Annotated in this window: 20 protein-coding genes; 15 read left to right on the top strand and 5 right to left on the bottom strand. The window is 45.8% G+C overall.

Annotated features, from left to right (window positions below; all coding sequences use genetic code 11):
* The first annotated feature begins 728 nt into the window (after positions 1 to 728).
* The 4 genes from AC0YNW_RS01370 (at position 729) to AC0YNW_RS01385 (ending at position 6,025) form a co-directional block, all read left to right on the top strand.
* Complete coding sequence (locus tag AC0YNW_RS01370; RefSeq protein WP_475831246.1) at positions 729 to 1,697, top strand: ABC transporter substrate-binding protein; 969 nt, start codon at positions 729 to 731, stop codon at positions 1,695 to 1,697.
* A gap of 152 nt (positions 1,698 to 1,849) precedes the next feature.
* Positions 1,850 to 3,517 carry an AraC family transcriptional regulator gene (locus AC0YNW_RS01375; protein WP_475830462.1) on the top strand — a complete coding sequence of 556 codons (1,668 nt, stop codon included), beginning with the start codon at positions 1,850 to 1,852 and terminating at the stop codon, positions 3,515 to 3,517.
* Positions 3,518 to 3,564: 47 nt separating this feature from the next.
* On the top strand, positions 3,565 to 4,626 hold the full coding sequence (locus AC0YNW_RS01380) for an NAD(P)/FAD-dependent oxidoreductase (RefSeq protein WP_475830463.1): 1,062 nt from the start codon (positions 3,565 to 3,567) through the stop codon (positions 4,624 to 4,626).
* A gap of 322 nt (positions 4,627 to 4,948) precedes the next feature.
* Positions 4,949 to 6,025: a cysteine peptidase family C39 domain-containing protein gene (locus AC0YNW_RS01385; protein WP_475830464.1), complete on the top strand. Its 1,077-nt coding sequence runs from the start codon at positions 4,949 to 4,951 to the stop codon at positions 6,023 to 6,025.
* An 83-nt stretch (positions 6,026 to 6,108) separates the two neighbouring features.
* Here AC0YNW_RS01385 and AC0YNW_RS01390 read toward each other — a convergent pair whose 3' ends face one another.
* On the bottom strand, positions 6,109 to 9,846 hold the full coding sequence (locus AC0YNW_RS01390) for a non-ribosomal peptide synthetase (protein ID WP_475830465.1): 3,738 nt from the start codon (positions 9,844 to 9,846) through the stop codon (positions 6,109 to 6,111).
* A 429-nt stretch (positions 9,847 to 10,275) separates the two neighbouring features.
* Here AC0YNW_RS01390 and AC0YNW_RS01395 point away from each other — a divergent pair, with 429 nt between their 5' ends.
* The 9 genes from AC0YNW_RS01395 to AC0YNW_RS01435 all read left to right on the top strand — a co-directional run bounded on the left by AC0YNW_RS01395 (position 10,276) and on the right by AC0YNW_RS01435 (position 18,673).
* Positions 10,276 to 11,103 (top strand): alpha/beta fold hydrolase, encoded by an 828-nt coding sequence (locus AC0YNW_RS01395; protein ID WP_475830466.1) that lies wholly within the window; start codon positions 10,276 to 10,278, stop codon positions 11,101 to 11,103.
* Positions 11,104 to 11,115: 12 nt separating this feature from the next.
* Entirely contained in the window at positions 11,116 to 11,592 is a 477-nt protein-coding gene (locus AC0YNW_RS01400) for a GbsR/MarR family transcriptional regulator (protein WP_475830467.1), read from the top strand.
* Between the two features lie 129 nt (positions 11,593 to 11,721).
* On the top strand, positions 11,722 to 11,808 hold the full coding sequence (locus AC0YNW_RS01405; RefSeq protein WP_475831247.1) for a hypothetical protein: 87 nt from the start codon (positions 11,722 to 11,724) through the stop codon (positions 11,806 to 11,808).
* 286 nt (positions 11,809 to 12,094) lie between these two features.
* Entirely contained in the window at positions 12,095 to 12,511 is a 417-nt protein-coding gene (locus AC0YNW_RS01410; protein WP_475830468.1) for a hypothetical protein, read from the top strand.
* A gap of 981 nt (positions 12,512 to 13,492) precedes the next feature.
* Positions 13,493 to 14,038, top strand: coding sequence for a hypothetical protein (locus AC0YNW_RS01415; protein WP_475830469.1), 546 nt, complete (start codon positions 13,493 to 13,495; stop codon positions 14,036 to 14,038).
* Between the two features lie 291 nt (positions 14,039 to 14,329).
* Positions 14,330 to 14,815 (top strand): NUDIX domain-containing protein, encoded by a 486-nt coding sequence (locus AC0YNW_RS01420; protein ID WP_475830470.1) that lies wholly within the window; start codon positions 14,330 to 14,332, stop codon positions 14,813 to 14,815.
* 247 nt (positions 14,816 to 15,062) lie between these two features.
* Positions 15,063 to 16,655, top strand: coding sequence for a phosphoglycerate dehydrogenase (serA, locus tag AC0YNW_RS01425; protein WP_475830471.1), 1,593 nt, complete (start codon positions 15,063 to 15,065; stop codon positions 16,653 to 16,655).
* 23 nt (positions 16,656 to 16,678) lie between these two features.
* Positions 16,679 to 17,422: a YggS family pyridoxal phosphate-dependent enzyme gene (locus tag AC0YNW_RS01430; RefSeq protein ID WP_475831248.1), complete on the top strand. Its 744-nt coding sequence runs from the start codon at positions 16,679 to 16,681 to the stop codon at positions 17,420 to 17,422.
* A 21-nt stretch (positions 17,423 to 17,443) separates the two neighbouring features.
* Entirely contained in the window at positions 17,444 to 18,673 is a 1,230-nt protein-coding gene (locus AC0YNW_RS01435; protein WP_475830472.1) for a benzoate/H(+) symporter BenE family transporter, read from the top strand.
* A gap of 18 nt (positions 18,674 to 18,691) precedes the next feature.
* On the opposite strand, the gene pdxR is transcribed toward AC0YNW_RS01435, so the two are convergent.
* Both pdxR and AC0YNW_RS01445 read right to left on the bottom strand, forming a co-directional pair.
* On the bottom strand, positions 18,692 to 20,119 hold the full coding sequence (pdxR, locus tag AC0YNW_RS01440) for a MocR-like pyridoxine biosynthesis transcription factor PdxR (RefSeq protein ID WP_475830473.1): 1,428 nt from the start codon (positions 20,117 to 20,119) through the stop codon (positions 18,692 to 18,694).
* A 112-nt stretch (positions 20,120 to 20,231) separates the two neighbouring features.
* Positions 20,232 to 20,786, bottom strand: a complete 555-nt coding sequence (locus AC0YNW_RS01445) for a pyridoxamine 5'-phosphate oxidase family protein (RefSeq protein ID WP_475830474.1) — start codon at positions 20,784 to 20,786, stop codon at positions 20,232 to 20,234.
* A gap of 260 nt (positions 20,787 to 21,046) precedes the next feature.
* Here AC0YNW_RS01445 and AC0YNW_RS01450 point away from each other — a divergent pair, with 260 nt between their 5' ends.
* The gene (locus AC0YNW_RS01450) at positions 21,047 to 21,781 is read left to right on the top strand and encodes an HAD family hydrolase (protein WP_475830475.1); all 735 of its coding nucleotides are present in this window, start codon (positions 21,047 to 21,049) and stop codon (positions 21,779 to 21,781) included.
* Positions 21,782 to 21,785: 4 nt separating this feature from the next.
* Complete coding sequence (locus AC0YNW_RS01455) at positions 21,786 to 22,232, top strand: hypothetical protein (protein ID WP_475830476.1); 447 nt, start codon at positions 21,786 to 21,788, stop codon at positions 22,230 to 22,232.
* Between the two features lie 103 nt (positions 22,233 to 22,335).
* Here AC0YNW_RS01455 and AC0YNW_RS01460 read toward each other — a convergent pair whose 3' ends face one another.
* Both AC0YNW_RS01460 and AC0YNW_RS01465 read right to left on the bottom strand, forming a co-directional pair.
* Positions 22,336 to 23,538, bottom strand: coding sequence for an MFS transporter (locus AC0YNW_RS01460; RefSeq protein ID WP_475830477.1), 1,203 nt, complete (start codon positions 23,536 to 23,538; stop codon positions 22,336 to 22,338).
* 25 nt (positions 23,539 to 23,563) lie between these two features.
* The gene (locus AC0YNW_RS01465) at positions 23,564 to 24,145 is read right to left on the bottom strand and encodes a TetR/AcrR family transcriptional regulator (protein WP_475830478.1); all 582 of its coding nucleotides are present in this window, start codon (positions 24,143 to 24,145) and stop codon (positions 23,564 to 23,566) included.
* Positions 24,146 to 24,200: the final 55 nt, after the last annotated feature.

The following is a 24,200-nucleotide window of genomic DNA, read 5'->3' on the forward strand; positions in this document are numbered from 1 at the left end:
TGATATAAATGCAACCAATAGGCTTCATAAGAATGACAAACTTTTTACCAATTCATTCTATCCTATCCGACGAACAGGGGGAATTAGGTTGGCCAAGCATGTGTTTTCGATTGTTTATCCGTCATTGTATGGGCTGTTGAGTCGGGCGTACAAACGCATTATAAGATTGTAATATTATTAGATTTAGAGGAAGTTATAATGGAGGTCTAGATTCAGAATGGTCTCCAGAAATGTTTGGTTATCTATCTATACCCGTATTTATAGTAGGAATAGTATTTTTTTCATTCTCTGATTTGATCTATACATTTGTTAGATTTAATAGTTACAGGATGATGAAACCTAATTACGAATTTGAAGAAAATTTCACAACAAAATCAATACTAAAACCATTGGAAATGATATTGAAAATAATTGGAGTGCTTATGATTATTTTAGGAATCATTTGGTTCGGATTCTCGGAAGAGTTTTACGAGCTTTGTTTTAAATGAATAAGGATTGAATTAATCCGGAGAGTCATGCTTATATAGTCTGGAGCCGTACTATTGTACGGTTCTTTTACATTTTATAGACACGCTCTATTGACATTTTTCCAAACAAATCATTGCGCTTTTTTCATTGTTTCCCCTTTTGCCACAAGCTATAATAACACAGGTAATGATAATCATTTTCAATTAAAAGCGAGAAGGAAAGGGGTAACAAGCGTGAAAAGACATCATGGAAAGCGAATTATGTTATGGGGAGGGATGCTGCTCCTTTTATTCATATTATCGGCATGTGGTAATACTGGAGGCAACGAGCCTGATGTACAGGGAAAGGAAAGTGAGCAACCAACTCAAGCTGAAGTGCAGGCAGAGGAAAGTGAAAAAACAGTTCAATATACAACGATTAAAGGGGAGCAAGTTGAAATACCTGCACATCCAAAACGAGTCGTTTATATCGGTCCGACGCTTGGCGATTTCTTGGTAATGAATATTCCGATCGTTGGCAGTAATCTTGTTCATGCTGATGAAAGTTATTATAAGGGTAGAATTGAAGGAATAGTCGATGTTGGTAATCCAGGCGATGCAGAGGTAATTCTATCTTTGAATCCGGATCTAATCATTAATAGTTATTACAATGCGGATGCAGAGCAAAATGAGAAATTGTCGAAAATCGCTCCTACGATCCCCTTCAACCCGTCTGTTCCTTATGCCGAACGTGTTAAGGAGATGGGGAATATCTTTGGCCAACAGGATGAGGCAGCTAAGTTGACTGCTAAGTTTGAAGCACAGTCGAAAGAAATGTTCGATAAGCTTCAATTAGCTGAAGGGGAGACAGCTACCGTATTTTATCAGTTAGGTAAAACGCTTTATGTTATGGGCAATCGTTCGCTTGGCGCCGTTATTTATGGAGAGCACGGCTTTGCCGTCCCGCCAGCTGTACAAGAAAATATTCTTGATCACAAAGGCGTATCTTTCGTTGAGGTTTCAGAAGAGGTGCTTCCCGAGTATGCTGGTGATCATTTGTTTGTACTTGTACAAGATACGGATGAAAGTAAATCGGAATCTGATCGAATACTGCAAAGTCCGCTATGGGGAACTTTGCCTGCAGTCCAAAAGGGAAATGTGTACATTGTTTCTTCTGAATGGAATACAGATGGCTTGTTGGCTTTGGAGCAATTGTATAAAGAGCTGCCAAAGTGGATGCAACGGTCATAAGAAGTTGTAACTGCTCAGTTAGTTCTTTAAACCGTTTGTTTTTCTAAAAAAGTGATTCTCCAACTAGTAAAGCTGAGCTGTAGTTAAAAGCAGGTCATTATATGTTACAATAACGATAATGATAATCACTTTCAATAGTTGGAGAGTTGCTTATGAATCTAGTGCCCTTGTATATTAGGCTGCAACACTATGACAGGCTACAAGTTGACCAGATGTCGCCAGTAATCAGCGATAATGAAGGAACAATCGACAATGAAACAAATTCATGCACATTATTAATAGCACTCAGTCACGGTATACGGCTGTATATAGACAAAGTTGCCATCGAACTTCGTCAAGGGAGCTGCATTCTCGTTTTACCTGTACATCACTGCACTGTGGAATCAAGCAACGGGGAGGCACAGCTTGCGCGCTTTATCTTTGAAACCTTCGAGGTAGAAGGGTTGGCTTTGAATCCGGTTGCTCATCCACCCTTGCTTTGCGGTTATCCTTATCATCTATTATTTTCTGGGGTCAAGCAAGTATTAGGGAAAGAACCATGGATGAGGAATCGGGCTTGTTCCTCTCTATCCGCATCAGAGATGATTATGATGCAAGGCAGGCTTCAACTTATTTTAGGATGGATGGCCCAGTTAGATGAGCAAGCTTCCCATGTGCAGAACGAAGATAAGATTAAAATGATTCAACATACTCTACATTATATGGAACAGCATTTTGATGAGGAATTAACAGTAGAGCAACTGGCTAATATGGCCGGAATGGTCAGATGGCAATATAGCCAACAGTTTAAAACATTGACCGGGCAGAAGCCAACTGATTATTTGACGCATTTGCGTATCAAACATGCCAAGAAACTTCTGTGTCATTCCACCGAGCCATTGAGCACAATATCTCGGCAAGTTGGGTTTAGGGATGAATACTATTTTAGCAGGTGCTTTCATAAATTAACGGGGAGCACTCCGCGTGAATATGCCAATATCCATGTTCTTACTGGGCAAAAGACAGTTATCGATTCGCTTGGCAGAAAGGTTCATGTTCCTAATGATGCAACACGTATTGTGACTGATGGCAAATTTACACTTGGGGAATTACTGGCTCTAGGCATAGCTCCCATAGGAGCTGCCATCTCTATCATGAAAGATAATGTGATTTATCACGATAAGCTGCGAAATATTCATAATATCGGGTACTGGGCAGATCCGGATAAAATAGCACAACTGCAGCCGGAGTTATCATTACTTAGCTTTTTTCATCCAGAACAAGATTTGCAGAAATTAGATGCAATTGCTCCTACTGTTATTCTGAACAGCAAGTTTAGTCTATTTGAGCGGTTAAGGTATATCGCTAAATTATTTGAACGCAGTAAAGCGGCTGAGAAGTGGATGACTAGATATGAGGACAAAGTAAGACTGGTGCGCAGGCAATTATCAGATGTTTATGCTGCTGGGGAGACTGCTGCTGTTTATCTCAAGTTAGGTGGAAAACTTTATATGATGGGCCACAACGGATTGGCTGCCACCTTGTATGAATCTCTTGGCTTTCGTCCCTCTGCCAAAGTATTGCAACTAATCGAGCAAGGGCAAGCATGGATAGAAATTCAGCAGCATCAAATGAAATACTATGCCGGAGATCGCAATTTCATCGTGGCTTCCCGCCCAGAATTGCAAACAGCTGCTCACTGCCAAGAGATCGCGGCTATAGCCGAGTTAACTCAAGGAAAGCTTCATTATATGGATGTTACATGGAATTATGATGATCCGATTACACGTGGACGGTTGTTAGAGGTGCTGCCGTATATGTTTAAGAAGAAAACGATTTGATTTGGTTTAGTGGAAGACGATCAACCATTTCATCAGGAGGTAGCGGCATGACACAGGCGTTGGAGCTTTATGATATTACGATTATTGGCGGAGGCCCCGCCGGGTTGTATGCGGCTTTTTACAGCGGCATGCGCGATATGAAAACCAAGCTGATCGAAGCAAAGGAAGAGCTGGGCGGACGGCTGTTGATTTACCCGGAGAAAATGATCTGGGATGTTGGCGGGATTACACCAATCCGTTGCGAACAGCTCATTCAGCAAATGATTCAGCAGGCGCATACGTTTGATCCAACCATCGTATTGGGTCAACAGATCAGCGGACTGGAGCGGCTCGCAGATGGGACCATGCTTCTGACTGCCGTAACGGGAGAGCAGCACCATACACGTACGCTTGTATTGGCGTTAGGGTATGGTGTGCTGAAGATGGCGAAGCTGGACATTGAAGGCGCCGAGCGTTATGAAGTGACGAATTTGCACTATACCGTACAAGAGCTCGAAGGCTTCCGGGGTAAGCGTGTGCTCATCTCCGGCGGCGGCGACTCCGCAGTCGACTGGGCCAACGAATTGGAGCCGATTGCCGCAAGTGTCACTGTCGTACACCGCCGTGAACGCTTCGGCGGACATGAGAAGAATGTGAAGCGGATGAAGGAATCATCCGTTGACGTTCGTACGCCATTTGCGGTGGCTAGGCTTCATGGCAATACTAACGGTGACGCCATTGAAGCGGTATCGATTGCCCGGGTGAATGCAGAGGGTGTTCTAATGGAAGAAACGGAACAATTAGAGGTAGATGCCGTGATCGTCAATCATGGGCTGCGTGGTGACTTCGGCGCTATTGTCGATTGGGGTATGGATATGGATCAATGGACGATTAATGTGAACGAGAAGCTCGCAACCAATTTGCCCGGTATTTTTGTAGCAGGAGATACAGCGAACTATTTGTCTAAAGTTCAACTAATCGCAGGTGCGTTTAACGATGCAGTGTTGGCAGTCAATAGCGCCAAGCTGTATATGGAGCCAGAGGCGTCGAAGATGGCCTATGTTTCTTCCCATAATGCCAAGTTCAAGGAAAGGAATAAAGCGCTTGGCGTGGCGGATGAAGATGCTTAAAATGTTTCTATTCAAACAGATGAATCGCAAACCAGATCGAGAGATTGGGACACCGAGCTGCGAATCTTCTGCACGAGTGCAATGACCGCCAGGTTATTCTCTCGAACATACGGTCAGGACAAGACACTACCTTAGAGGGTACGTGTCTTATTGTCGTATATGCATACTGGAAGCAATCGCTATTATGATTTAATCGCTGCATTTCTGTTTAAATTATTACAAAAAAACCGAAAAATTGATATAATAACAAGGAATAGCTTTTATAATAACTACAACTTTATACAATCTTTTTTATCCTATCCGACGAACAGGGAGGTTCTTCATGTTGGCCAAGCATGTGCTTCCAATTGTCCATCCACCGCTGTATGGGCTGTTGAGCTGGGCGTACACCCTTAGCATCACTAGCTCGATGCCGAACTTTAATCCTTGGTTTTACAGCAACTTTATCCAGGTATGCTGCAACAAGAATTATCTGGAGGACAAGCAAGAATTGTTTTTCGATTTTTATCGCGGAGGGAATAACGAGCTTAATCACAATCCCTTCCTATTATCCAGTACGCTTGATACACCTATGCTTTATGAGATTTTCAAGGATAAGCTTCATCCATTCTTGATCAAAAAGATTCAGGAGGGCGTCTATCCCGTATTATTTCTTGATGAATACCACATCTCCTACACCACCGCGTACCACGCTTACCCATTTCCCCATCATGTGCTTATTTACGGCTATGACGAGGATCGCCAAATCTATCACACCTACGGCTTCGGCAAAGACCTGCTGCTAGGCTACCACGAGACAACCTTTGACGAACTGGAACAGGCTTTTCACTCCATCGACAACTATTTGAAAAACAATGCCATCTACGACCAATACAACTACTTCTTCTCGCTGCTGCCTCACTTTGTCTACTCCTTGAACATCCGCTTAATCTATGAGCAGCTTGGGGAATACTTGCGTTCCGAAAGCAGCAACAATGACCAGAATCGCTACTTCTCGCCTGATAAAGAATTTCTGACCTTCGGGATCGCCTGCTATGACCACTTGATCGAGCATTTCCACATCTTAAACCTTCATCCCGAATCCCTTGTGCGGGCGAATCCGCCACGGCAGCTTCATCTGCTCTGGGAGCATAAGAAAATGCTCAGAAACCGCGTCGCCTACTTGCAAAAAGAAAACAATCTTCCGCAAGACGAAGGCATGCTTCTTGAATTTCTTGAACTGGAGGAGCTGGCCCGTCAATCCCGCAACCTCTATGCCGAGCATGTCGTGAAGGGAATCCCGGGGGTGAATGAACGCATCAAGCAAAATCTGGAGCGTATGCGGGAAATGGAGCTAGAGCTGATCCCCAAGCTGATGGACCAACTGAAGCGGCATACGGAACTGCTCCTGCCTGCATAATGTAACTATCGTCTTAGCGTGACGCTTAACACTGAAAGCCGCCTGCACGAACAGGCGGCTATTCGTCTATCTACTAATGCGGTTTACTTGCACCAGCTGGCAACGTCCTGCATCAGTCCAAGCACTCTGTCCGCAAGCAATCTTATTTTAGCTGAATCCTCGCTATTCTCATAATCGAACGCTACATATAGCTCCGCCCCGGACTTGCCGAAGGAGCCTTCGATCTCATAGTGTCCTGTAGGCTGCAGGTAATGATGAATGCTTTCCAGCTCTGGCGTAGTAGCTGCCAGCTTGTCCATCCGAACGAGGAGACGAGTTGGGGGAGCAATGTCATCATCCACAGAGGTCTTATCACCTGCAGAGCCAAATTCCTGAATAGGTCGATCCGGTTCAAAAGCATATTGGCTCAGCGCAACCGTCAACGTCTGATCCATTCTGCCGATCGTCCGGCTGTAAGTCAGCCCCGGTATGGTTATGCTTCTGCCATCCAGCCTGATATGGGCCTGCTCATTACGCCACTCTTCAGCAAGGGCTTGGAGCAAGGTATGCGCCAATATATTTTCCACAAACCATTCGTCGTTCTCATCGGTGAAAGAGGTGAGGAGGATCTCCGTCAAATCCGCTCCCAGACTAACGGTGCATCTATGCATTGCGGTATGATTCAACCTGTCAAGCTGATGCTGTCCGCCACGCGTGGCTTCCTGTTCCTTCATTAATTGGGCATAAAGCTGGAACGAGTTTGTTTTGGCAGGCAGGCGAATATCTATTGCAGCTTCTGCCTGTTGGTAGGCTGACCTTAAATCCTCCAATAAGATATTCCAGGAGGAGGCATCCAGCACAAGCGGGTCACCCATGAGGGCCAAATAATCACCCGCAACTCCCTTGCACCAATGCGCCTCAAGACGCCAGTCGGAAAATCTGTTCCTCCGGCAGTCAGTTTCCTTCATCATCTGCTCCAAATAAGGGATAATGGGCTGATCCTTCGGCAGCTCGCTTTGCTCGAACTTGAATACCGGCGCGAACATTCCCTGATTATATTGAATGATTTCATCGCCTTTCGGAAAATAACCGATGCGAAGAGCGTCGTGCCACTCCATCACACGTGATAGAGCAAGCCTCAGCAATCTCTCTTCAAAACCTTCAGGACGGTAAACGATGTTATAGTCATATACTCTTCCGCTTGTGCTAGAGCGGGCCTTCGCCAGATATGCTTGCTGCCCATGAATCAGCTCCACCTTTCCTTCAATCGTGCCTGAGAACAGACTCCACTCCTGATGCTCCGAATTCGTTCTCTTCATGAGTGGAGCGGTTCCGGCAATGGTCTGATGCCGGAACAAGTCTTCCACCTTCAGCTTCCAGCCTTCTTGCTCCAATTGGCTGCATACCCGAATGATCATGATGGAGCTGCCGCCCGAGTCAAAAAAAGGCTGGTTCCGATGGAAAGCGCGGTGACCCAAAAGCTTCTCCCATACCGCAAATAAAATAGTTTCCTGCTCATTTTGCGGTTCGTTGTCATGCTCGCCGCCAGCTGCGAAGTCTTGAAGCATGCCTTCGGGCTGCTTCGTCGGATCAGGCAACGACTTGCGATCCACTTTCCCGGTAGGGGTGAGCGGAATAGCTTCCAGACTCATCATATAGGAAGGGATCATATAGGCCGGAAGCTGGCTGGCCAGATATTGTCGCAGCTCGGCTGCATCCGGTTGTTCCTCTGCCACGATATAGGCGCAGAGCGCCAGCTCATCCTGTCCCGCAATCGGCACAGTGTGAAGGACGGATTCGCGAATGCCTGGATAACGAAGCAGCACTTGCTCAATTTCGCCCATTTCAATACGGAAGCCGCGTATTTTCACTTGGAAATCCCGTCGTCCGATATATAAGAAATCGCCATTATGAAGCTTGCGTACGATATCCCCGGTACGGTATAGCTTCTCGCCCTTGCGATAACGATGGCTGACAAATGCAGTCTCCGTCAGATCAGGACGATTCATATATCCCCGGCCAAGTCCAGGCCCGCCGATGTACAGCTCGCCTGGCACTCCGTCCGGCTGTAGCTGTCCGTCGGCATTCATGACAAGGAACGGTGTTCCCGCTAGGCCGCGGCCAATGGTAATGGGATGTTGCTCCTCCGTAACCTCTTGCGCCGACGCCCACACAGTTGTCTCAGTCGGACCGTACAGGTTGAATAGGCGGGCGGAAGGCGACAAACAAGCCTTTAGCGATTGCCAGATGGATGGCGTTAACGGCTCTGCGCCAATCATAAGCAAGCTTAAGGAGCTGAAGGCTTCGGTGGCGCCGGTTTGAGCCGACCACCATTTGTAGCGGGACGGGGTCAGTTGTAAGACATCAACTTGTGCCTCTGCCAGCAGGGAGGATAGGCGGGCAGGATCGTTTTTCTCCACTTCGCTTGCCAGCACAATCGTCATGCCGAGCGAGAGGGGCAATAACGTTTCTACAATAAAGATGTCAAAGGACACTGTCGCAAGTCCCAAGATGCGTTGTTCTGGCTTAAGCGGCAATTGAGCTGCAAATCCGGCGAAAAAATGCGCCAGACCGCGATGCTCGATCATAATGCCTTTTGGCCGTCCGGTCGAACCGGATGTGTAAATGATATAGGCAAGATTATCCATATCGGATACAGGCTCAAGATCGCGGTGATCCTCATCATAACTGGATTCCTCGTCGAGATACCAAATTCGCTGCGCATTGATATCTCCTTGAAGCTCACGCTGCAGGAGCAGGTAGCGGCAGCCGCTGTCCTCCAGCATGAATTGCTTTCTATCCTCTGGGAAGGTCGGATCAATAGCCAGATAAGCAGCGCCCGCTTTCAGCACGGCCAATAGGCCAATAAGCAATTCAGGTGAGCGATCGGCCATAAGCACTACGATCTCATCAGGCGCCACTCCGTCGGCACGCAAGGTACGGGCAAGCCTATTAGCACGGGCATTCAGTTCCCTATAGGACATCGTCTTTTGTTCAAATATTAAGGCCGGGGCCTCAGGGGTAAGGTAAGCTTGCCGCTCGAATTGCTCATGCGCCATCAGACGATCCGTATCGTTGTCCGTTTGTAGTACAGAGGAAGCCAGCAGCGATTCTTTAATATCTTGTTCAGTGAGCAAACCGATAGAAGCTAACTCTAACTGGGGTTTGTCCAGCACCTGATCGATAATATGGAAGTAGTAACGCATATAAGCCTCGATCGTCTCCGCCCGAAATAAGGAAGGATCATATACAAGCTGTAGTTCAGCATCGTCATCGTACATGCGGATTTGCCATACTAGCGGCAAAGAAGTGTCACCAGCGGTATTTTGAGAGAAGGAAGAATCTATATATCGGAACATGGACGAATACAGCGCGTTCTCCAGGCCCGATTGCTTAAGATCAAACTTGGATGCAAGCTCCTCATACAGAAACTGGCTGTTGCGAAGTCCAAGTGAGCATTTTCCCTCCACTTGCCGCAGCAAGCCAGAGAAGCCTATTCCCTCATGGAAGCTAACCCTTATAGGAAGCCCGGGCAGGTTCGACAGCGATCCGTTCGAATGATTATCCACCTCAGACTTGATACCAACGATGATGTCATGATCGCCAGTTAGCTTGTGAAGCAAAGCGATTTGGCAAGACAAAAGCAGCGTCTGCTTATCCACATGCTGCTGCAGCACGTACGCTTCCACACGCTCCATTCGATCCATTCCTACATTTGTTGCAACTACACTGCCTTTTTCAGATCGAATCTTTTCCGGCAACTTGTCGGTAGGCAGCTCCAGTCTTGGCAACGGCTCTTCAAGCTCCTGAAGCCAGTAGCTTTCCATCGTTTTGTTTGGCATGTTCGATTAGCCCCCTGATTTTATCCATACTTGAAGAAACGTTTGTTTTACCAAAATGGGAAAAAGGATGTTTGATGTCGAAACGCAGCTAGTGAGATACGGTGATTGATCGGATACAAGTCATGAAAGGGGAATACAGTAAGGAAAGAATGTGACTGAGGTGTCAGGCATGGGATTGCAGTGGTTTAACTAATCATTTCCAGATTAATATTAATGTACAATGTCTAGTAACATAGTTCAATAGAAAAAAAGTGAGTTTTATATGAAGAAGAGATAATGAGGGGCAGGAGAGCACGCTATATTTTGGGAGAGTAAAATGTTGGATGATGTGGATTTATGGTAAATAGGGGCGCAATAGCGGGCGCATTGTTCTTTCGCTGATTTCAGTATATACTGAAATCAGAGAAATGTATTAAAGGGGGAACGACAATGACGCTGGAACTTCGAACGATAGGGAAGGATGGCTGTACGATCCATTACTGGATTACTCCTGAACATCACGGCCCGTGGTTAATATTTATGCATGGCGCGGGAGCGGACCACCTGATGTTCAACGAACAGCTTCAAGCCCTCGATGACAGATACGGCGTGCTGTTGTGGGATGCCAGAGGGCATGGACAATCCAGACCGATCGGAGCAGACTTTAGCATTCAATTGCTGGTCGAGGACATGTTGGTTATTATGAACAAGGAAGGCATAGAACGAGCTACTTTTATCGGTCAATCCATGGGCGGGAATACGGCGCAAGAGATCGCCTTCTATCACCCCGACAGAGTGGAAAACCTGATTCTGATCGATTGCACCTGCAACACAATGAAACTCTCGTTCATGGAAAAGCTGCTTATCGGCATGACACCTTTTCTCTTGTCCATCTATCCATGGAACACGATGGTCGAACAAAGTGCTCGTGCCAGCTCGGTCAAGGCGAGTGTTCGCGAGTATTTGCGCGAATGCTTCCATTTGGTCGGTGCAACCGACTTTAAGAAAATATTTCTGGCGACGACGGCATGCCTGCATGAAGAAGAAGACTATCGAATTCAGAGGCCGTTTCTGTTGGTTTGCGGAGTGGATGACCAGACCGGGAATATTAAGAAAAATGCGCCATTATGGGCAGAACGCGAACCGGCATGCGAATTTCACTGGATCGATCATGCAGGGCACTGTGCCAACCAGGATCATCCGGAAGCGTTCAACCGACTTCTGTTATCGTTTCTCGACCATCATAATCCCGTTAATGCCAAAGCCAATATGGAATGAGAGGAAATCATTATGTCAGAGAAGCAAAATGAGTTGAAGATATCTGCAGCTATCCAAAAGTTCATCGATAAAATGGGATTGTATTATGAAAGTTACGGAATCCCTCGAATTGGCGGGAGAATATTGGGATTGCTTCTGACAGCTTCCGAACCGATTTCGGCGGAAGCCATATCCAAGACATTGCAGGTGAGCAGAAGCAGCGTCTCAACGAATATTCGCCTGCTGATTACCATCGGCATGTTGGAGATCACCCAGAAACCGCTGGACCGAACGGATTATTTTGTTTTGTCGGATGAGGCTTGGGTGAACGCGATACGGCTTCGAATACAAGGGTTTCAGGAGCTTAACAAAATTGTCGAGCAGGGTCGTCAGGCAATGGAGAGCACCGGCCAAACGGGGAACACAAAGCTTCAGGAGATGGAAAAGTGGGCGGAGATGATGCAAAGTCTGCATCAGCAAGCGCTCGACGAGTGGAAACAGTCCGAATAATCAGGGGGAATAATCAAATCATTCTCACGCTATAGACGTAAAGGGACGGATTTGTCTGTCGTGTTACAAGACGGCACTTGTTTTTAATAGCGTATATATACCAATTCAACCAGTAACGGTGCATTCCCTCTGAATCAATATGAACAGGAACAGCGTAGAGGCTGTTTCTTTTTTTATGGTACGCCCAGTATGGGCGGGGTTATTTTCTATACATAGGTCAAAAGACATGGTATATTCAAAAGGGATTGTAATATTATCCAGTTGTTTTTTGGAAGTTTGTAGATAAGTTGTGATCTGAAGTTCCTTAGAGAAACTAAAAAGTGGTTTATAAATGCCAAGGAAATATCAAGTCCTTAATGATAATTACAATCTGAAAAAGGGTGCTTTTTTATATTCGCTTGTTGAAGAAGCGAGATTTGATGAAGTTTGAAAGACTATCATTTATGATTGAGGGTTATTTTAAAATGGGCTTTTAAGGATAAGTACATTGTTGGGGTGCCTGATGAAAAAAAGAATACTGGTATTTTTCGCGGTAATGGTCTGTCTTCTATTAGCAATGATTTCACCGCCAATCATTAACATGATTCAAAACAATATAACACTACATAAATACTCGAAGAATTTATTTAATTACCCAGTGCCCCCGTCAACCCAGGAGCTATCAAGAGATTCAAAAGTAGGTGTCCAGGTTGCCAACGGTGACCACTGTGATTTTAAAGCGGAACGAACATTCGAAACAACTTTAACTAAAGAAGAAATTATGGACTATTATAAAGATGTGTCGATTCAATCTGCAAAAGGTACTTCAAAAGTGACGATCGAAGTGAGCTTCAATGAGAATGACCACGATAAATTGATTTATCAGATTACTGCTTTGAATGATGGCTACAGCACAAATTTTGATATCAGATGCATGTAAACAGTGAGTGCTTTGGTAAAAAGGTTATCAGGGTTTAATTCTAAGGAGGTCATTATCCTTTGAAAAATACCGCATTTTCCGATTCATACTTCGGGTTGATCAAAATTTGGCTGTCGCTATTTCTGTCCCAGTTGCTTGGTTGTCTTATTTTAATTGTTTATATTGAGCTAACGGGTTCTGAATTTCTTTTTGAGGAATCGGCTATCACTTATATTTATTATGTATTAACTAGTATTGTACTTACGTTCCCTTTTGCATTTATTATTTCTAAAGTAAGGACTCCGAGGATTCATAGAATTGGGCGGTTACTATTATCAATATGCTTGCCGTTAATTGCAGGTTTTTTACTAGTTATTGATAATGGTACTATTGATATATTTTCCAAGCTTGTGAATACCGATAAGTTGTCTCACCATATTGAATCGATTGTGTTTCACTTACAAATGATGCTTATGATTACAACGGGTCTGATATTTATAAAACCTTGGAAAAGCAAGAATAGTTTCATAAAGGGAATTATATATTCAACCGTATTTTACATACTTATATTAAATTATATGCTGCTATTAACGGGTATTTTATACGATAACTGGCTGTAGTTAAACGATTCAAAGGAGAATGAATAGGTGGAGGATTTCAGTTTCACATTTATATCTATTATGGGTTTTTTCGTCATATTAATGTTGGTGTTAATTACAACTAAAATCTTGAAAGGCAGATCATATACAGCTGAGCTTACCATTAAACAATTAAAGCATTATTTTTTCAAGAAACACCACTGTGTGGATTGCGATTCGAGATTGAAAAGAGATTCTAAAGATGATTTTCTAGGTGAAGGTTGGTCAAATAACATGGGAACATACTCTTTTTCGAAGAACTATAAAAGAACATACTTTTTGAAGTGCCCTGTATGCAACAAAATGTATACTTCAGATGATTTTTAACATCATCTGAGCGCTCCAATCCGAGGAGGATATGATTTTGAAGAATGCCGCATCTCCCAAGTTGTATTTTGGCAAGCTGATCAGGATATGGCTATCGTTATTTTTGTCTTTGATGTTTGGTTATTTTATTCTGATAGGGGTTCATTATTTCATAGATTCTGATTTTTCAAATGAATGGTTTGCCAGTTCATTTTTGCGTATTGTCATCATGCAGTTGCTATTCACTTTTGTATGCGCGTTGATTTTAGCGATAGGAAAAATAAAGCTTCCCACAATGAATGCAGCTTGGAGGATGATGATCGCCTTATATATCCCGCTGATTCTGGGGTTTTTATTGGTGCTAGATTACGGGAACGACGGTTTGATTAAACAACTGATCGACTCGCTCAGCAAGTCTGCGCCGATGGAAGAATCCATACGCTCTTTAATTTTGATGGCTCAGATTATGGCTGGACTGATCTTTTTGAGGCCATGGAGGGATCGAACGGCATTCCTTTCAGGGATCTTATATGCTTCTGTGCTTTATCTGCTATTAAATTATTATGAGTTGTTTTTAACGTGGATGATATTCGGTGAGCTGTAAGGGGAGTTATTTATTGTAATTAGAATGAGGGTTACTCTAATAAAGAGTAGCTTTTGATGATATTGAAAATGACAAAAAGGATTAGAACTAAAATTAAACTGTTTATACCAAAAGCGAGAACAGCTTTAATATTCTTCTGGATTATGATAGTGATCAAGCTGAACATGTCGGCGATTATAGCTATGGACACGCTAAGTGTCGTCGAAAACATTTCTTTTATTTGAGTGACACTTTTCATCACTGTGTTTTAGAAATCATCCATTCTAAAAAGATAAAAAAGCGAGGTGCCCAATGTCCTACCACATAAGAGTCAGACCTACTGCATTAGTCATAAAAGATAACTGCATCTTGCTAGTAGAATATAAAGACGACAAGGGGATTCATTATAATTTGCCTGGTGGCGGGGCCGAACCAGGTGAAACCATAATCGAAGGTGTGAAGCGGGAAGTCTATGAGGAGACAGCGGCTGAGGTAGAAGTAGGACCGCTTGCATTTGTATACGAATGTGCATCACACAAACAGTCAGGCGATTATCCTGATGCCCCTCACACATTAAATTTGATATTTGAATGTACGCTAAAAAAGGGAGCTGATCCTAGACTCCCTGATTATCCCGATTCGAGTCAATCGGATATTAAGTGGGTTCCTTTAGAAACGCTCGATAGCATCATTTTATTTCCAAACATAAGAAAAGAAATTGTGGAATACATAAGTAGCCGAAGAAATATTGAAATCATAGAAGACTTCAAATTAGAGAGCTATTCAAAAAAGGTGTAGGTTTGTTCAGCTCAAAACCGAAAAGTTAATCAAATAACAGAGAAGACACTGCACAAGTGTCTTCTTTTTTTACTTTCACCTGCTTTTTGGATTGCATCATAACGATAAGTTTGGATATCCATTTCCAATCCAACTCTTGATAAACTAGCAGGGAACTCCGACAAGGTATGACTGGTTGAGTGGGCTATTTGACTTTTGCCTCCGCTCAGCCTCTGGTTAAGTGCTCGGAAAAGAAGGAGGATGTTCCATGTATAAGGTTTTAGTATCAGATCCGATTAGCGATTTTGGTCTACAGCAGCTGACTTGTGCGGCGGATGTGGAAGTGACGAAGAAGACGGGATTGAGCGAGGACGAGCTTATAGCCATCATCGGTGCGTATGACGCGCTGCTCGTCCGTTCCCATACCCAAGTTACTAGTCGCATCTTGGAAGCTGCGGTCCGATTGAAGGTTATAGGCCGGGCGGGAGTCGGCGTTGACAATATTGACCTGGATGCCGCAACGATCCGGGGAATGGTAGTGGTTAATGCTCCGGATGGCAATACAGTTACGACATGCGAGCACACCTTTGCCATGATGATGGCATTGGCTCGGCATATCCCGCAAGCCTATTCGACAACCGTTGCCGGGGCATGGGATCGCAAATCCTTTCTTGGCGTTGAACTGCGAGGCAAGGTTCTTGGCGTGCTGGGGCTCGGCCGTATCGGAATCGAAGTAGCAAGGCGCGCCGCGGCGTTCGGTATGACCATAATTGGCTATGATCCCTTTCTGACAGAAGAAAAGGCGGATGAACTGGGGATCAAGCTTATGACAATTGATGAGATTATGCGAGCAGCGGACTTCATTACGGTGCATACGCCGCTGACGAGCGACACGCATCATATGATCGGGAAGCGGCAATTCAGCATAATGAAGCGGGGAATGCGTGTGATTAACTGCGCCCGAGGGGGAATTGTCGATGAAGCCGCCCTGCTCGAAGCGCTAGATGAAGGGATTGTGGCCGGCGCTGCTTTTGACGTGTTTGAGAAGGAACCACCGGAGCCGAGTCATCCCTTTTTTACTCATCCCAATATCATTGTTACCCCGCACTTGGGCGCATCTACGATTGAAGCCCAGGAGAACGTAGCTGTAGCAGTATCGAAGCAGGTTATCCGCTGTTTGCGTAACGAACCGGTTCAGCATGCGGTTAATATGCCTGCCATTCCGGCCGGGCTTCGTAACAGGCTGCAGCCCTACTTTACCTTGTGCGACCAACTGGGAAAGTCGCTGGCTCAAATGACTGATGGCGCTGTGAGGGAAGTGTCGATTGAATGCGCGGGAGGGTTAACAGACACTGATATTGCGCCACTTGTACCCTATGTGCTCAAAGGGATATTGTCTCATCATCTCGGCCCGGAACAAGTCAATATCGTTAATGCCTTATATAGGGCGAAGGAGCGGGGCGTCCAGGTCAAGACACGCAAATCCATGATTGCCCAAGGCATGGCCGATGAAATTACGATTCGATTAAAGACTACGATAGAAGAAAGATGGGTAACGGGGACGGTATTGGCTGGCGTCGGCGAACGTCTCATTCGCATAGGGCCTTATCCGGTAGAGCTCAAAACGGAAGGGTACATCCTGTTAATCTCACAGCTTGACCAGCCAGGAATCATTGGGCGAGTCGGCATGTTGCTTGGAGAAAGCGGCGTTAATATTGCTACGATGCAGGTTGGCCGTACCGAGATTGGCGGTTCGGCGGTCATGATATTGAAAGTGGATAAGAAAGTACCCGAGCAAGTGATGGAGGCCCTAAGCGCGCTCTCTGCAATTAAGCGTGTACGAGAGATCAACTTTGATTAGCCTTATTTGGAGGTGGAATGGATATGGATGCTTTAGTAGAAAAGAATCTCGAAACAATCAGGCGACAGATGGAACTGGCTTGTCTCGCATCAGGGCGCAACATAGATGAAGTGAAATTGTTGCTGGCGACCAAAACAGTACCGATTGAGAAACTGGAAAGGGCCATGCAAGCGGGTGAAACGTTATTCGGGGAAAATAAAGCTCAGGAGCTGCGAAGCAAATTTCCGCTTATGCAGCAATACGAACAGGTGGAATGGCATTTTATTTGCCACTTGCAGACGAATAAGGTTAAGGATGTAATCAAATATGTAACGCTCATCCATTCGGTAGACCGTTTGAAGTTAGGCCAGGCGTTGCATCAGCAGCTGCAGAACGAGAATAAGGCCATGGATATTCTAGTGCAAATCAACACGTCATATGAAGAAAGCAAGTTTGGCGTTTTGCCGGAAGCGGCACTAGAACTGGTGGAACAACTGTCCCAATTTGAAACACTGAATATCAAAGGCTTGATGACGATTGGAAAGCTTGGCGCGAGCAGTGACGAGACTCGGCACTGCTTCCGATTATTAAAGCAAATTCAGATGCAAATCAAGAATAAAGAGATTCCGCGAGTAGATATGGATATTCTCTCCATGGGGATGTCCGGTGATTATAGGGTGGCTATAGAAGAAGGTGCCACGATCATTCGAGTAGGTACAAACGTATTCGGGCAGCGCTATCTGCCGGACGGGTATTACTGGAATGAAGAAGCACGCGAGGATGAATAGAGGAGAGGCAGGAGAACGCTGATGGACACAAGATTCCCTTCGCTGCGCGGCCGCGATTTCATATCGCCTACGATCGCGGCTTTAATATCGGTCGTAGTCAACTATGGCGGAACCTTTATCCTCGTATTTCAGGCGGCGAAAGTCGCAGGGTTGAGCCCTGAAATGACCGCTTCATGGATATGGTCGATATCCATTGGGGTAGGAATAACCGGCATATGGCTCAGCTACCGTTACAGGGCGCCGATTATTACGGCGTGGTCAACGCCAGGGGTCGCTTTTCTCGTCTCGGCACTTGCGGTAACCCCTTATGCGGAAGCCATTGGCGCATATATGATCTCCGCTCTGGGGTTTATCCTGTTGGGATTATCCGGGATGTTCGAACGCTTCGTGCGAATGATCCCGCCTGGCATTGCATCCGGATTGCTGGCAGGTATTTTGCTCCAATTCGGGATCTCGGCTTTTGGCGGCGTTGAGGTTGATCCTACGCTGGTCGTGATATTGTTTGCTGCGTATATCGTACTGCGGCGTTTTACATCCCGGTATGCGATCATAGGCATATTAGCAATCGGGTTAGTTTATTTGATTACTACGGGAAAAGCTGATTTCAGCAGTATCAAGCTTGCCGCGGCTTCACCGGTATTTGTTGTTCCGGAATTTTCTTGGCATGCGTTATTAGGCGTGGCATTGCCTCTGTTCATCATAACATTGACGGGACAGTATATGCCTGGCATGCTTGTGCTGCGGAACGACGGATTCAAGACAAGCGCCAATCCCATTCTGACCGTAACAGGTTTGGGTTCGCTCCTTGCAGCGCCATTTGGTTCGCATGCTTTTAATGTAGCGGCCATTACGGCAGCGATTTGTACAGGGAAGGATGCACATGAAAATTCGGAAAAACGTTACCTTGCCGGGATTGCCTGTGGAATCTTTTATATCATCGTTGGGGTTTTTGGGGTTACGCTGGCCGCACTATTCCTCATCCTGCCCGCCACATTTATTGCGACGTTGGCAGGGCTGGCGCTGCTCGGCACAATAGGGGGAAGCTTGGCTAATGCTTTGACGGACCCCAAAGGCCGCGAGACCGCACTTATTACTTTTTTGGCGACAGCAGCCAATGTTACCTTACTAGGAGTCGGAGGCGCATTTTGGGGATTGATGGCAGGCTTAATAGCCCACGCATGGATGCATGGGCAATTTCGGAGAAAGTCATATGATGCGGATGATTCTTATCAGGCTGGCCAGAAATCTTAATCGGGCAAGTTTGCTTACTTAAAGCATCTCCGAGAGGCGATAAATGCCTTCTTCTATGGCGGCTTCATCTACTTTGGCAAAACCCAGCACCCATCCCTTGCGATTGCTTTCCAGGCAATACGTGCTAAGCGGATAAACCCGAACCCCATGCTGGAGCGCTTGATTCGCGACAGCTTCTTCGTCGAAGGACGCCTCGGTTTCAAGCAGCATGTGCAGCCCCGTTTCTACGCCGCTTAGCGTAAAGCGTTGACCCAGATCGGTTGCGGCGATTGCTTTCGTCATCGCTTCATGCCGGCGCCGGTATACATTACGGACTCTGCGCATGTGACGAATAAAGTGGCCGTGCTCGATAAAATGAGCAAGTGTAACTTGCTCCATAATCGGAAGATGCCGATACACCAGCTCCTGTACTTGGGCAATTTGGCGAATGGCCGCCTTAGGACCAACAATCGCGGATAGCCGAACACCGGGGGCGACCATCTTGGAAAAACTCATCATGTACAGCGTATTTTGCGGCAACTGGCTGAACAAAGTCGGAAGCGGATCGCCACGATAGCGGAATTCGCTGTCATAATCATCCTCAATAATCCAAAAAGGGCGTTGTGCCGCCAGATGAAGTAATTGCTGCCTGCGCGGTTCCGACATAATGACACCCGTCGCACATTGATGCGACGGGGTAACAAAGACCAGCTTGGAACTGGGGTCAATATGATCAACTTGCAGACCATGCTCATCGACAGGTACGGGATTGACCTCCATGCCCCGGTACTTCATCGCCATCCAGGCAGCAGGAAAGCCGGGATCTTCTACTGAAACCGTATCGCCTTCTTGTAAGAGCGCTTGAGCGATTAGATCAAGACTATGCTGAGCCCCTGAAGTTAATAGGATTTGGTCGATCTGTACATGGACGCCACGCGCAAGCGACAAGTAGCTTTGAATTTGCTCGCGCAGCGGCTCATAACCGTAGGCGTTGCCATATGACCATTGAGTCAAGTCAGGTACGGACGAGGCTTGTATATAGGATTGCCGCCATTGCTTATGGAATTGGTCATCCAAATAAGGCTCATGAGGGTTGAAGTCAATATCAGCATAGGTATTCTCTTTGCCGCGGAGCCAGCTCTGCAAGTGGCTTGCAGTTGCATTTAAAGCAGGCAACTCGGGTTGAAGCGGCCCCTGAGGAGTGACGGACTCGGAGGAATGAGGACGGAACGTCCAATCACTCACTCTTGTACCGCCCCGACGCGAAGTGATCGTATATCCACGGCTATATAATTCCTCGTATACAATCTGGATCGTCGAGCGTGACACTCCTACCAGCTGGGCAAGCTCGCGAGAAGGAATCAGCAGCTCGCCTGGCGGCCACTTTCCCGTCTTAATGTTATGGATAGCTTGATCCAGCAATTGCTGCCATATAGGACGGTTGTCGTCACGGTTGAATGATAGCATTGGGCTACCCCCTCCAATGGAACTCGTGTAAATGATAGATTGTACGAATCCTATCACATAGAGTGCCTCTTCTGCAATTTGTAAGCAAGATCAAACGGATTGCCTCTGAAATTTAGTGTGCCGGGCAATTGGAAACCGATCTTCCCGAATCAAACATGTTTTGCTCGTCTACCGGATTTTCTTTCGCTGTTATGGTGTGCGGCCGCAGGCGATATACCGATACGGCTTGATGATCAAGCGAGGAGCGGTATTTATCGACATGAACCTTCGATAACGGGCGGTCATAATAACCGGGTACATACTTGTTCAAAAATTGTTGAAGAACACTTGTCGAATCATCCAATTGATCCACCTTTTCCACAATTCCGAATAGCATGACGCTCATGTAAGCCGTATCTGTTTTGGCTGGGACGGGATCTGTTACGGTTCCATATTCTTCGAATACAGTAAAACAAGCGTTATGATTTTGCCGGATAACGGAAATCTTTCTGCCGCTGCTTAGCCCATGAAAGTAAATACATTTGTTCCACCAGACGTAATTCAAAGGCACGACGTACGGTTGGGGTCCGTCTGCCAAGCCTAATAAGCCAGTACGCGTATTCGTCAAGAAAAGGTCGATCTTTTCCTGATCCTCGCAGTTTCTTTGTGCATGAATCATGGGTTTCATAGGGAGTGGCTTCCTTTCTTCTGCTAAATGAATACATAAATTTTATAGTTATGAGTCTATCCTAGCTGATTTATGATGGTTTGCTATATCCAAAATAATGAGTTTCGAGCAATCCATATCGATGTAGAATGAACGAAAGCCCTCGGAAAAAACGATAGCTTTTAATTAGCTATGCTTAGCACAAAAGGAATGATATATTGGGTTTGAGTGATTGACAATTATATCCACAATTTAGTATGAAAAAAGATCGGAGTATGTTAATGAGTAACTTCCAACTGGTATTATTTGATTTGGACGATACGCTAGTCTACTTCCGTGATTATTGGGAAGCGAGCGCGAAGGATGCTTTTCGTTATTTTCGGGAAACCAGGGACTTGAATATCGATGAGCTATTTGAAGCATACAGGAAGCACGATTTGGATCTGGAGCAGTTGTATCTGCGGCAGGAAATTACGGTGGAACAATATCGAGTCGAGAGAATTACCCGTACATTGCGAGACCATGGCAGGGAGATTGCTCCAGAATTCGCGCTCACTTTTGAAGATCGATACAAGACATTCAGCAGAATTCATATCAAGCCGAACGAGGAAATTACAAAAACCTTGCAACTATTATGCGGCAGCTATCATCTAGGTATTGTAACCAACGGGACGGCCAGCTGGCAGTACAATAAGATCGAGGCATTAGGATATGATGTGTTTTTCCCAAAAGAGAGCATCTTCATCTCCGAACAAATCGGGGTTGAGAAGCCCCACCCGCTCATCTATCAATCAGCTCTAGATTACTTCTCCGTGGAGCCTCATGAAACCCTATTTGTCGGCGATAATTGGAGGAACGATGTGGCAGGCCCTGCTAAATTGGGAATCAAAGCTTTATGGCTCAATGAGATGGGGAAGCCCGTGCCTGCTGATGGCACGGCATATGGTGTGATCAAAGAACTGCCCGAGCTTCTGAGGTTGCTTGCAACAAATCATCAAGAAAGGAAGGAGTCGTAATAAAGTGACGAGGAAACTTGCGTTTGTTTTTGTATGTCTATTGATGTTCGCAGCTTTGATCGGCTGCACGAATTCGGGAGAGAAAGATAAGGTTGTTGAAGATGGCATTGTCGTTAACATGATTTCCACCTCGCTAGGCGGCGATAATCCAGACATTACGCGAGTGTCGTATTCTTTTGATGTGTGGAACAGGCTCGGGAAATCAGTAGTCGTCTTATCGGTGACACCCGTTATTTCGAAGGAGATTTTGGAACGGTTAGTCGAGCGTAATATTACATTAGAAGTGAATACCCCTGTGAAAAGCAATGAATCACAAAAGATATCGGGAGCGTTTCAGATCGATACCAAAGGAATGTCCAAAGACGAGATTACCGACCTGGTTGGTTCCATTACACAATTCAGGATAGCAACGGAACAAGTCGTTGGGCAGGAGTCGGGCAGTCCTCAATAATAAGGATATACAAAAAGCCTTCCTTCGAATGCGCTGTATGCATCCAAAGGAAGGCTTCATCTATTCACCTGAAGCTGTCCCAAAAGGCAACCCCCCACAAGCTTTACTCCGCAAATCCCGCAGACATCTGTTTTTCCTTCCACCATACAGTTATCGCCAGACCGACGAACATCACGACAGCGGAGAAGAGATACGGATAGTTGATATTGATATCGAACAGCAATCCGCCCATAGCCGGGCCGACGATGTTGCCGAGGCTCGTGTACGTGGAGTTCATACCTGCGACATAGCCTTGCTCTTTGCCAGCTGCCTTGGACAAGTAGGATGTCAATGCCGGGCGCAGCAAGTCGAAGGCGAGGAAGATCAGACACGTCACACCTAGCACCATCCAGAAACCGGACACCATCGTGGACAGCACCGCCAGGATAACGCCTGCGATCAGGCAGAGCTGGATCAGTTTCTTTTCACCCAATTTCTCGACCATCTTGCCGAACATGAAGACTTGTACAACGACGCCGAAGATTGCGCTTATTGTAATGATGGCAGCGATATCCTTAGGCGAGAAGCCGAACTTGTGATCTGAGAACAGGCTGAAGATCGTTTCATAAGCGGACAAGCCGAAGGCGAGTACAAATACGATTAGAAATGCGATAAAGAAAACCGGCTTCAGCGATCTTCTCATATCGCCCAGAAAGCTGGATTGATTAGCCTGAGTCGAGTATTCTGCAATCTGCTCTTTGGTGAGTGTCTCCTTCAAGATGAAGAATGACATGATACAAGCCAGGAACGCAATTCCCGCCGCAAAAAAGAACGGCAGACGAATTCCGTATTCCGCAATGAAGCCGCCAATGCCGGGACCTATGATGAATCCGGTGCTGATGGCTGCGGACAAGTAGCCCATCGCTTGCGGACGGTCTTCGATAGTCGTCACATCCGCAATGTATGCCGTAACGGCTGGCATGATGAATGCGGCGCTAATACCTCCAAGAACCCTTGAAATGTATAACAAATAGACATGAGTGCCTAAACCAAATATCAGTTCCGAAACGCCGAATATGAATAAGCCGATGACGATCATTTTTTTGCGGCCGATACGGTCAACCCAACGTCCGGCGATCGGCGACATCAGGAGTTGTGCGACTGCGAATACGGCAACCAAGTAGCCCATTGTTTTGCCCGACAAATCCATCGTCGTCATAATGGACGGCATGACGGGTATGACAAGCCCAATACCTAGAAATGCGATAAAAATGTTGCTGAGCAGTATGATTAAGACTGCTTTTTGTTGATGGATACTCTTCTTCATCTTTCTCTACCTCATTGTGTCAGAATCAGTGATGTGAAATGCCTCGCCAAAATACAGACCAGCAAGCCTCCAGCTTATCCTTCAGCCGCTGCTCATCATTGCCGTATACAAGCTCGATTAAGATCGTATCCACGACTCCTGTGAAAGCCATAGTCACGGACTTGGCATTTATGCCGACAATGGCATCCGTTTTAAGCCATTCCAAGAATTTGTTTTCCAGAATTGCTTGAACTTGATCTTCAATATCCAAGACTTCCTCGCTGACATCTTTCACCAGATGAGCAGGGGGGAAAAACGACATGCGCAGCCAAAACTTTAATTGCTCATTCTTCTGGAACAAATCAATGGTCAGCTTCAGAAATCCGTACAGATCCTTCTCCGGATGCTGCGCGTCAAGCTCGCTGAAATAATCAAGCTTAGAAGATAGCTCGGTCTCCTTGGCATCCCGCAACACTTGCATAAATAAATCGTCTTTTCCTTTAAAATGGGCGTAAATCGACTGTTTCTTCATGCCTACTTCATCGGCAATCTGGGATAAGGATGCCCCTTCATAACCATGGATGGTGAAGTACTTAAGTGCTGCCTCCTTAATTTCATCACTTTTCATGCTTACCGCCCCCAAATAATTAACGAACGTTCGTCAGTTATCTTAACAAATAAAA

The organism is Paenibacillus sp. J31R120 (genome assembly GCF_056269225.1).

What these genes read in the sequence shown, in the direction of transcription:
- AC0YNW_RS01370 (WP_475831246.1), top strand. Translation starts at nt 729, where the DNA reads ATGTTATGGGGAGGGATGCTGCTCCTTTTATTCATATTATCGGCATGT.
- AC0YNW_RS01375 (WP_475830462.1), top strand. Translation starts at nt 1,850, where the DNA reads ATGAATCTAGTGCCCTTGTATATTAGGCTGCAACACTATGACAGGCTA.
- AC0YNW_RS01380 (WP_475830463.1), top strand. Translation starts at nt 3,565, where the DNA reads ATGACACAGGCGTTGGAGCTTTATGATATTACGATTATTGGCGGAGGC.
- AC0YNW_RS01385 (WP_475830464.1), top strand. Translation starts at nt 4,949, where the DNA reads ATGTTGGCCAAGCATGTGCTTCCAATTGTCCATCCACCGCTGTATGGG.
- AC0YNW_RS01390 (WP_475830465.1), bottom strand. Translation starts at nt 9,846, where the DNA reads ATGCCAAACAAAACGATGGAAAGCTACTGGCTTCAGGAGCTTGAAGAG.
- AC0YNW_RS01395 (WP_475830466.1), top strand. Translation starts at nt 10,276, where the DNA reads ATGACGCTGGAACTTCGAACGATAGGGAAGGATGGCTGTACGATCCAT.
- AC0YNW_RS01400 (WP_475830467.1), top strand. Translation starts at nt 11,116, where the DNA reads ATGTCAGAGAAGCAAAATGAGTTGAAGATATCTGCAGCTATCCAAAAG.
- AC0YNW_RS01410 (WP_475830468.1), top strand. Translation starts at nt 12,095, where the DNA reads ATGAAAAAAAGAATACTGGTATTTTTCGCGGTAATGGTCTGTCTTCTA.
- AC0YNW_RS01420 (WP_475830470.1), top strand. Translation starts at nt 14,330, where the DNA reads ATGTCCTACCACATAAGAGTCAGACCTACTGCATTAGTCATAAAAGAT.
- serA (WP_475830471.1), top strand. Translation starts at nt 15,063, where the DNA reads ATGTATAAGGTTTTAGTATCAGATCCGATTAGCGATTTTGGTCTACAG.
- AC0YNW_RS01430 (WP_475831248.1), top strand. Translation starts at nt 16,679, where the DNA reads ATGGATGCTTTAGTAGAAAAGAATCTCGAAACAATCAGGCGACAGATG.
- AC0YNW_RS01435 (WP_475830472.1), top strand. Translation starts at nt 17,444, where the DNA reads ATGGACACAAGATTCCCTTCGCTGCGCGGCCGCGATTTCATATCGCCT.
- pdxR (WP_475830473.1), bottom strand. Translation starts at nt 20,119, where the DNA reads ATGCTATCATTCAACCGTGACGACAACCGTCCTATATGGCAGCAATTG.
- AC0YNW_RS01445 (WP_475830474.1), bottom strand. Translation starts at nt 20,786, where the DNA reads ATGAAACCCATGATTCATGCACAAAGAAACTGCGAGGATCAGGAAAAG.
- AC0YNW_RS01450 (WP_475830475.1), top strand. Translation starts at nt 21,047, where the DNA reads ATGAGTAACTTCCAACTGGTATTATTTGATTTGGACGATACGCTAGTC.
- AC0YNW_RS01460 (WP_475830477.1), bottom strand. Translation starts at nt 23,538, where the DNA reads ATGAAGAAGAGTATCCATCAACAAAAAGCAGTCTTAATCATACTGCTC.
- AC0YNW_RS01465 (WP_475830478.1), bottom strand. Translation starts at nt 24,145, where the DNA reads ATGAAAAGTGATGAAATTAAGGAGGCAGCACTTAAGTACTTCACCATC.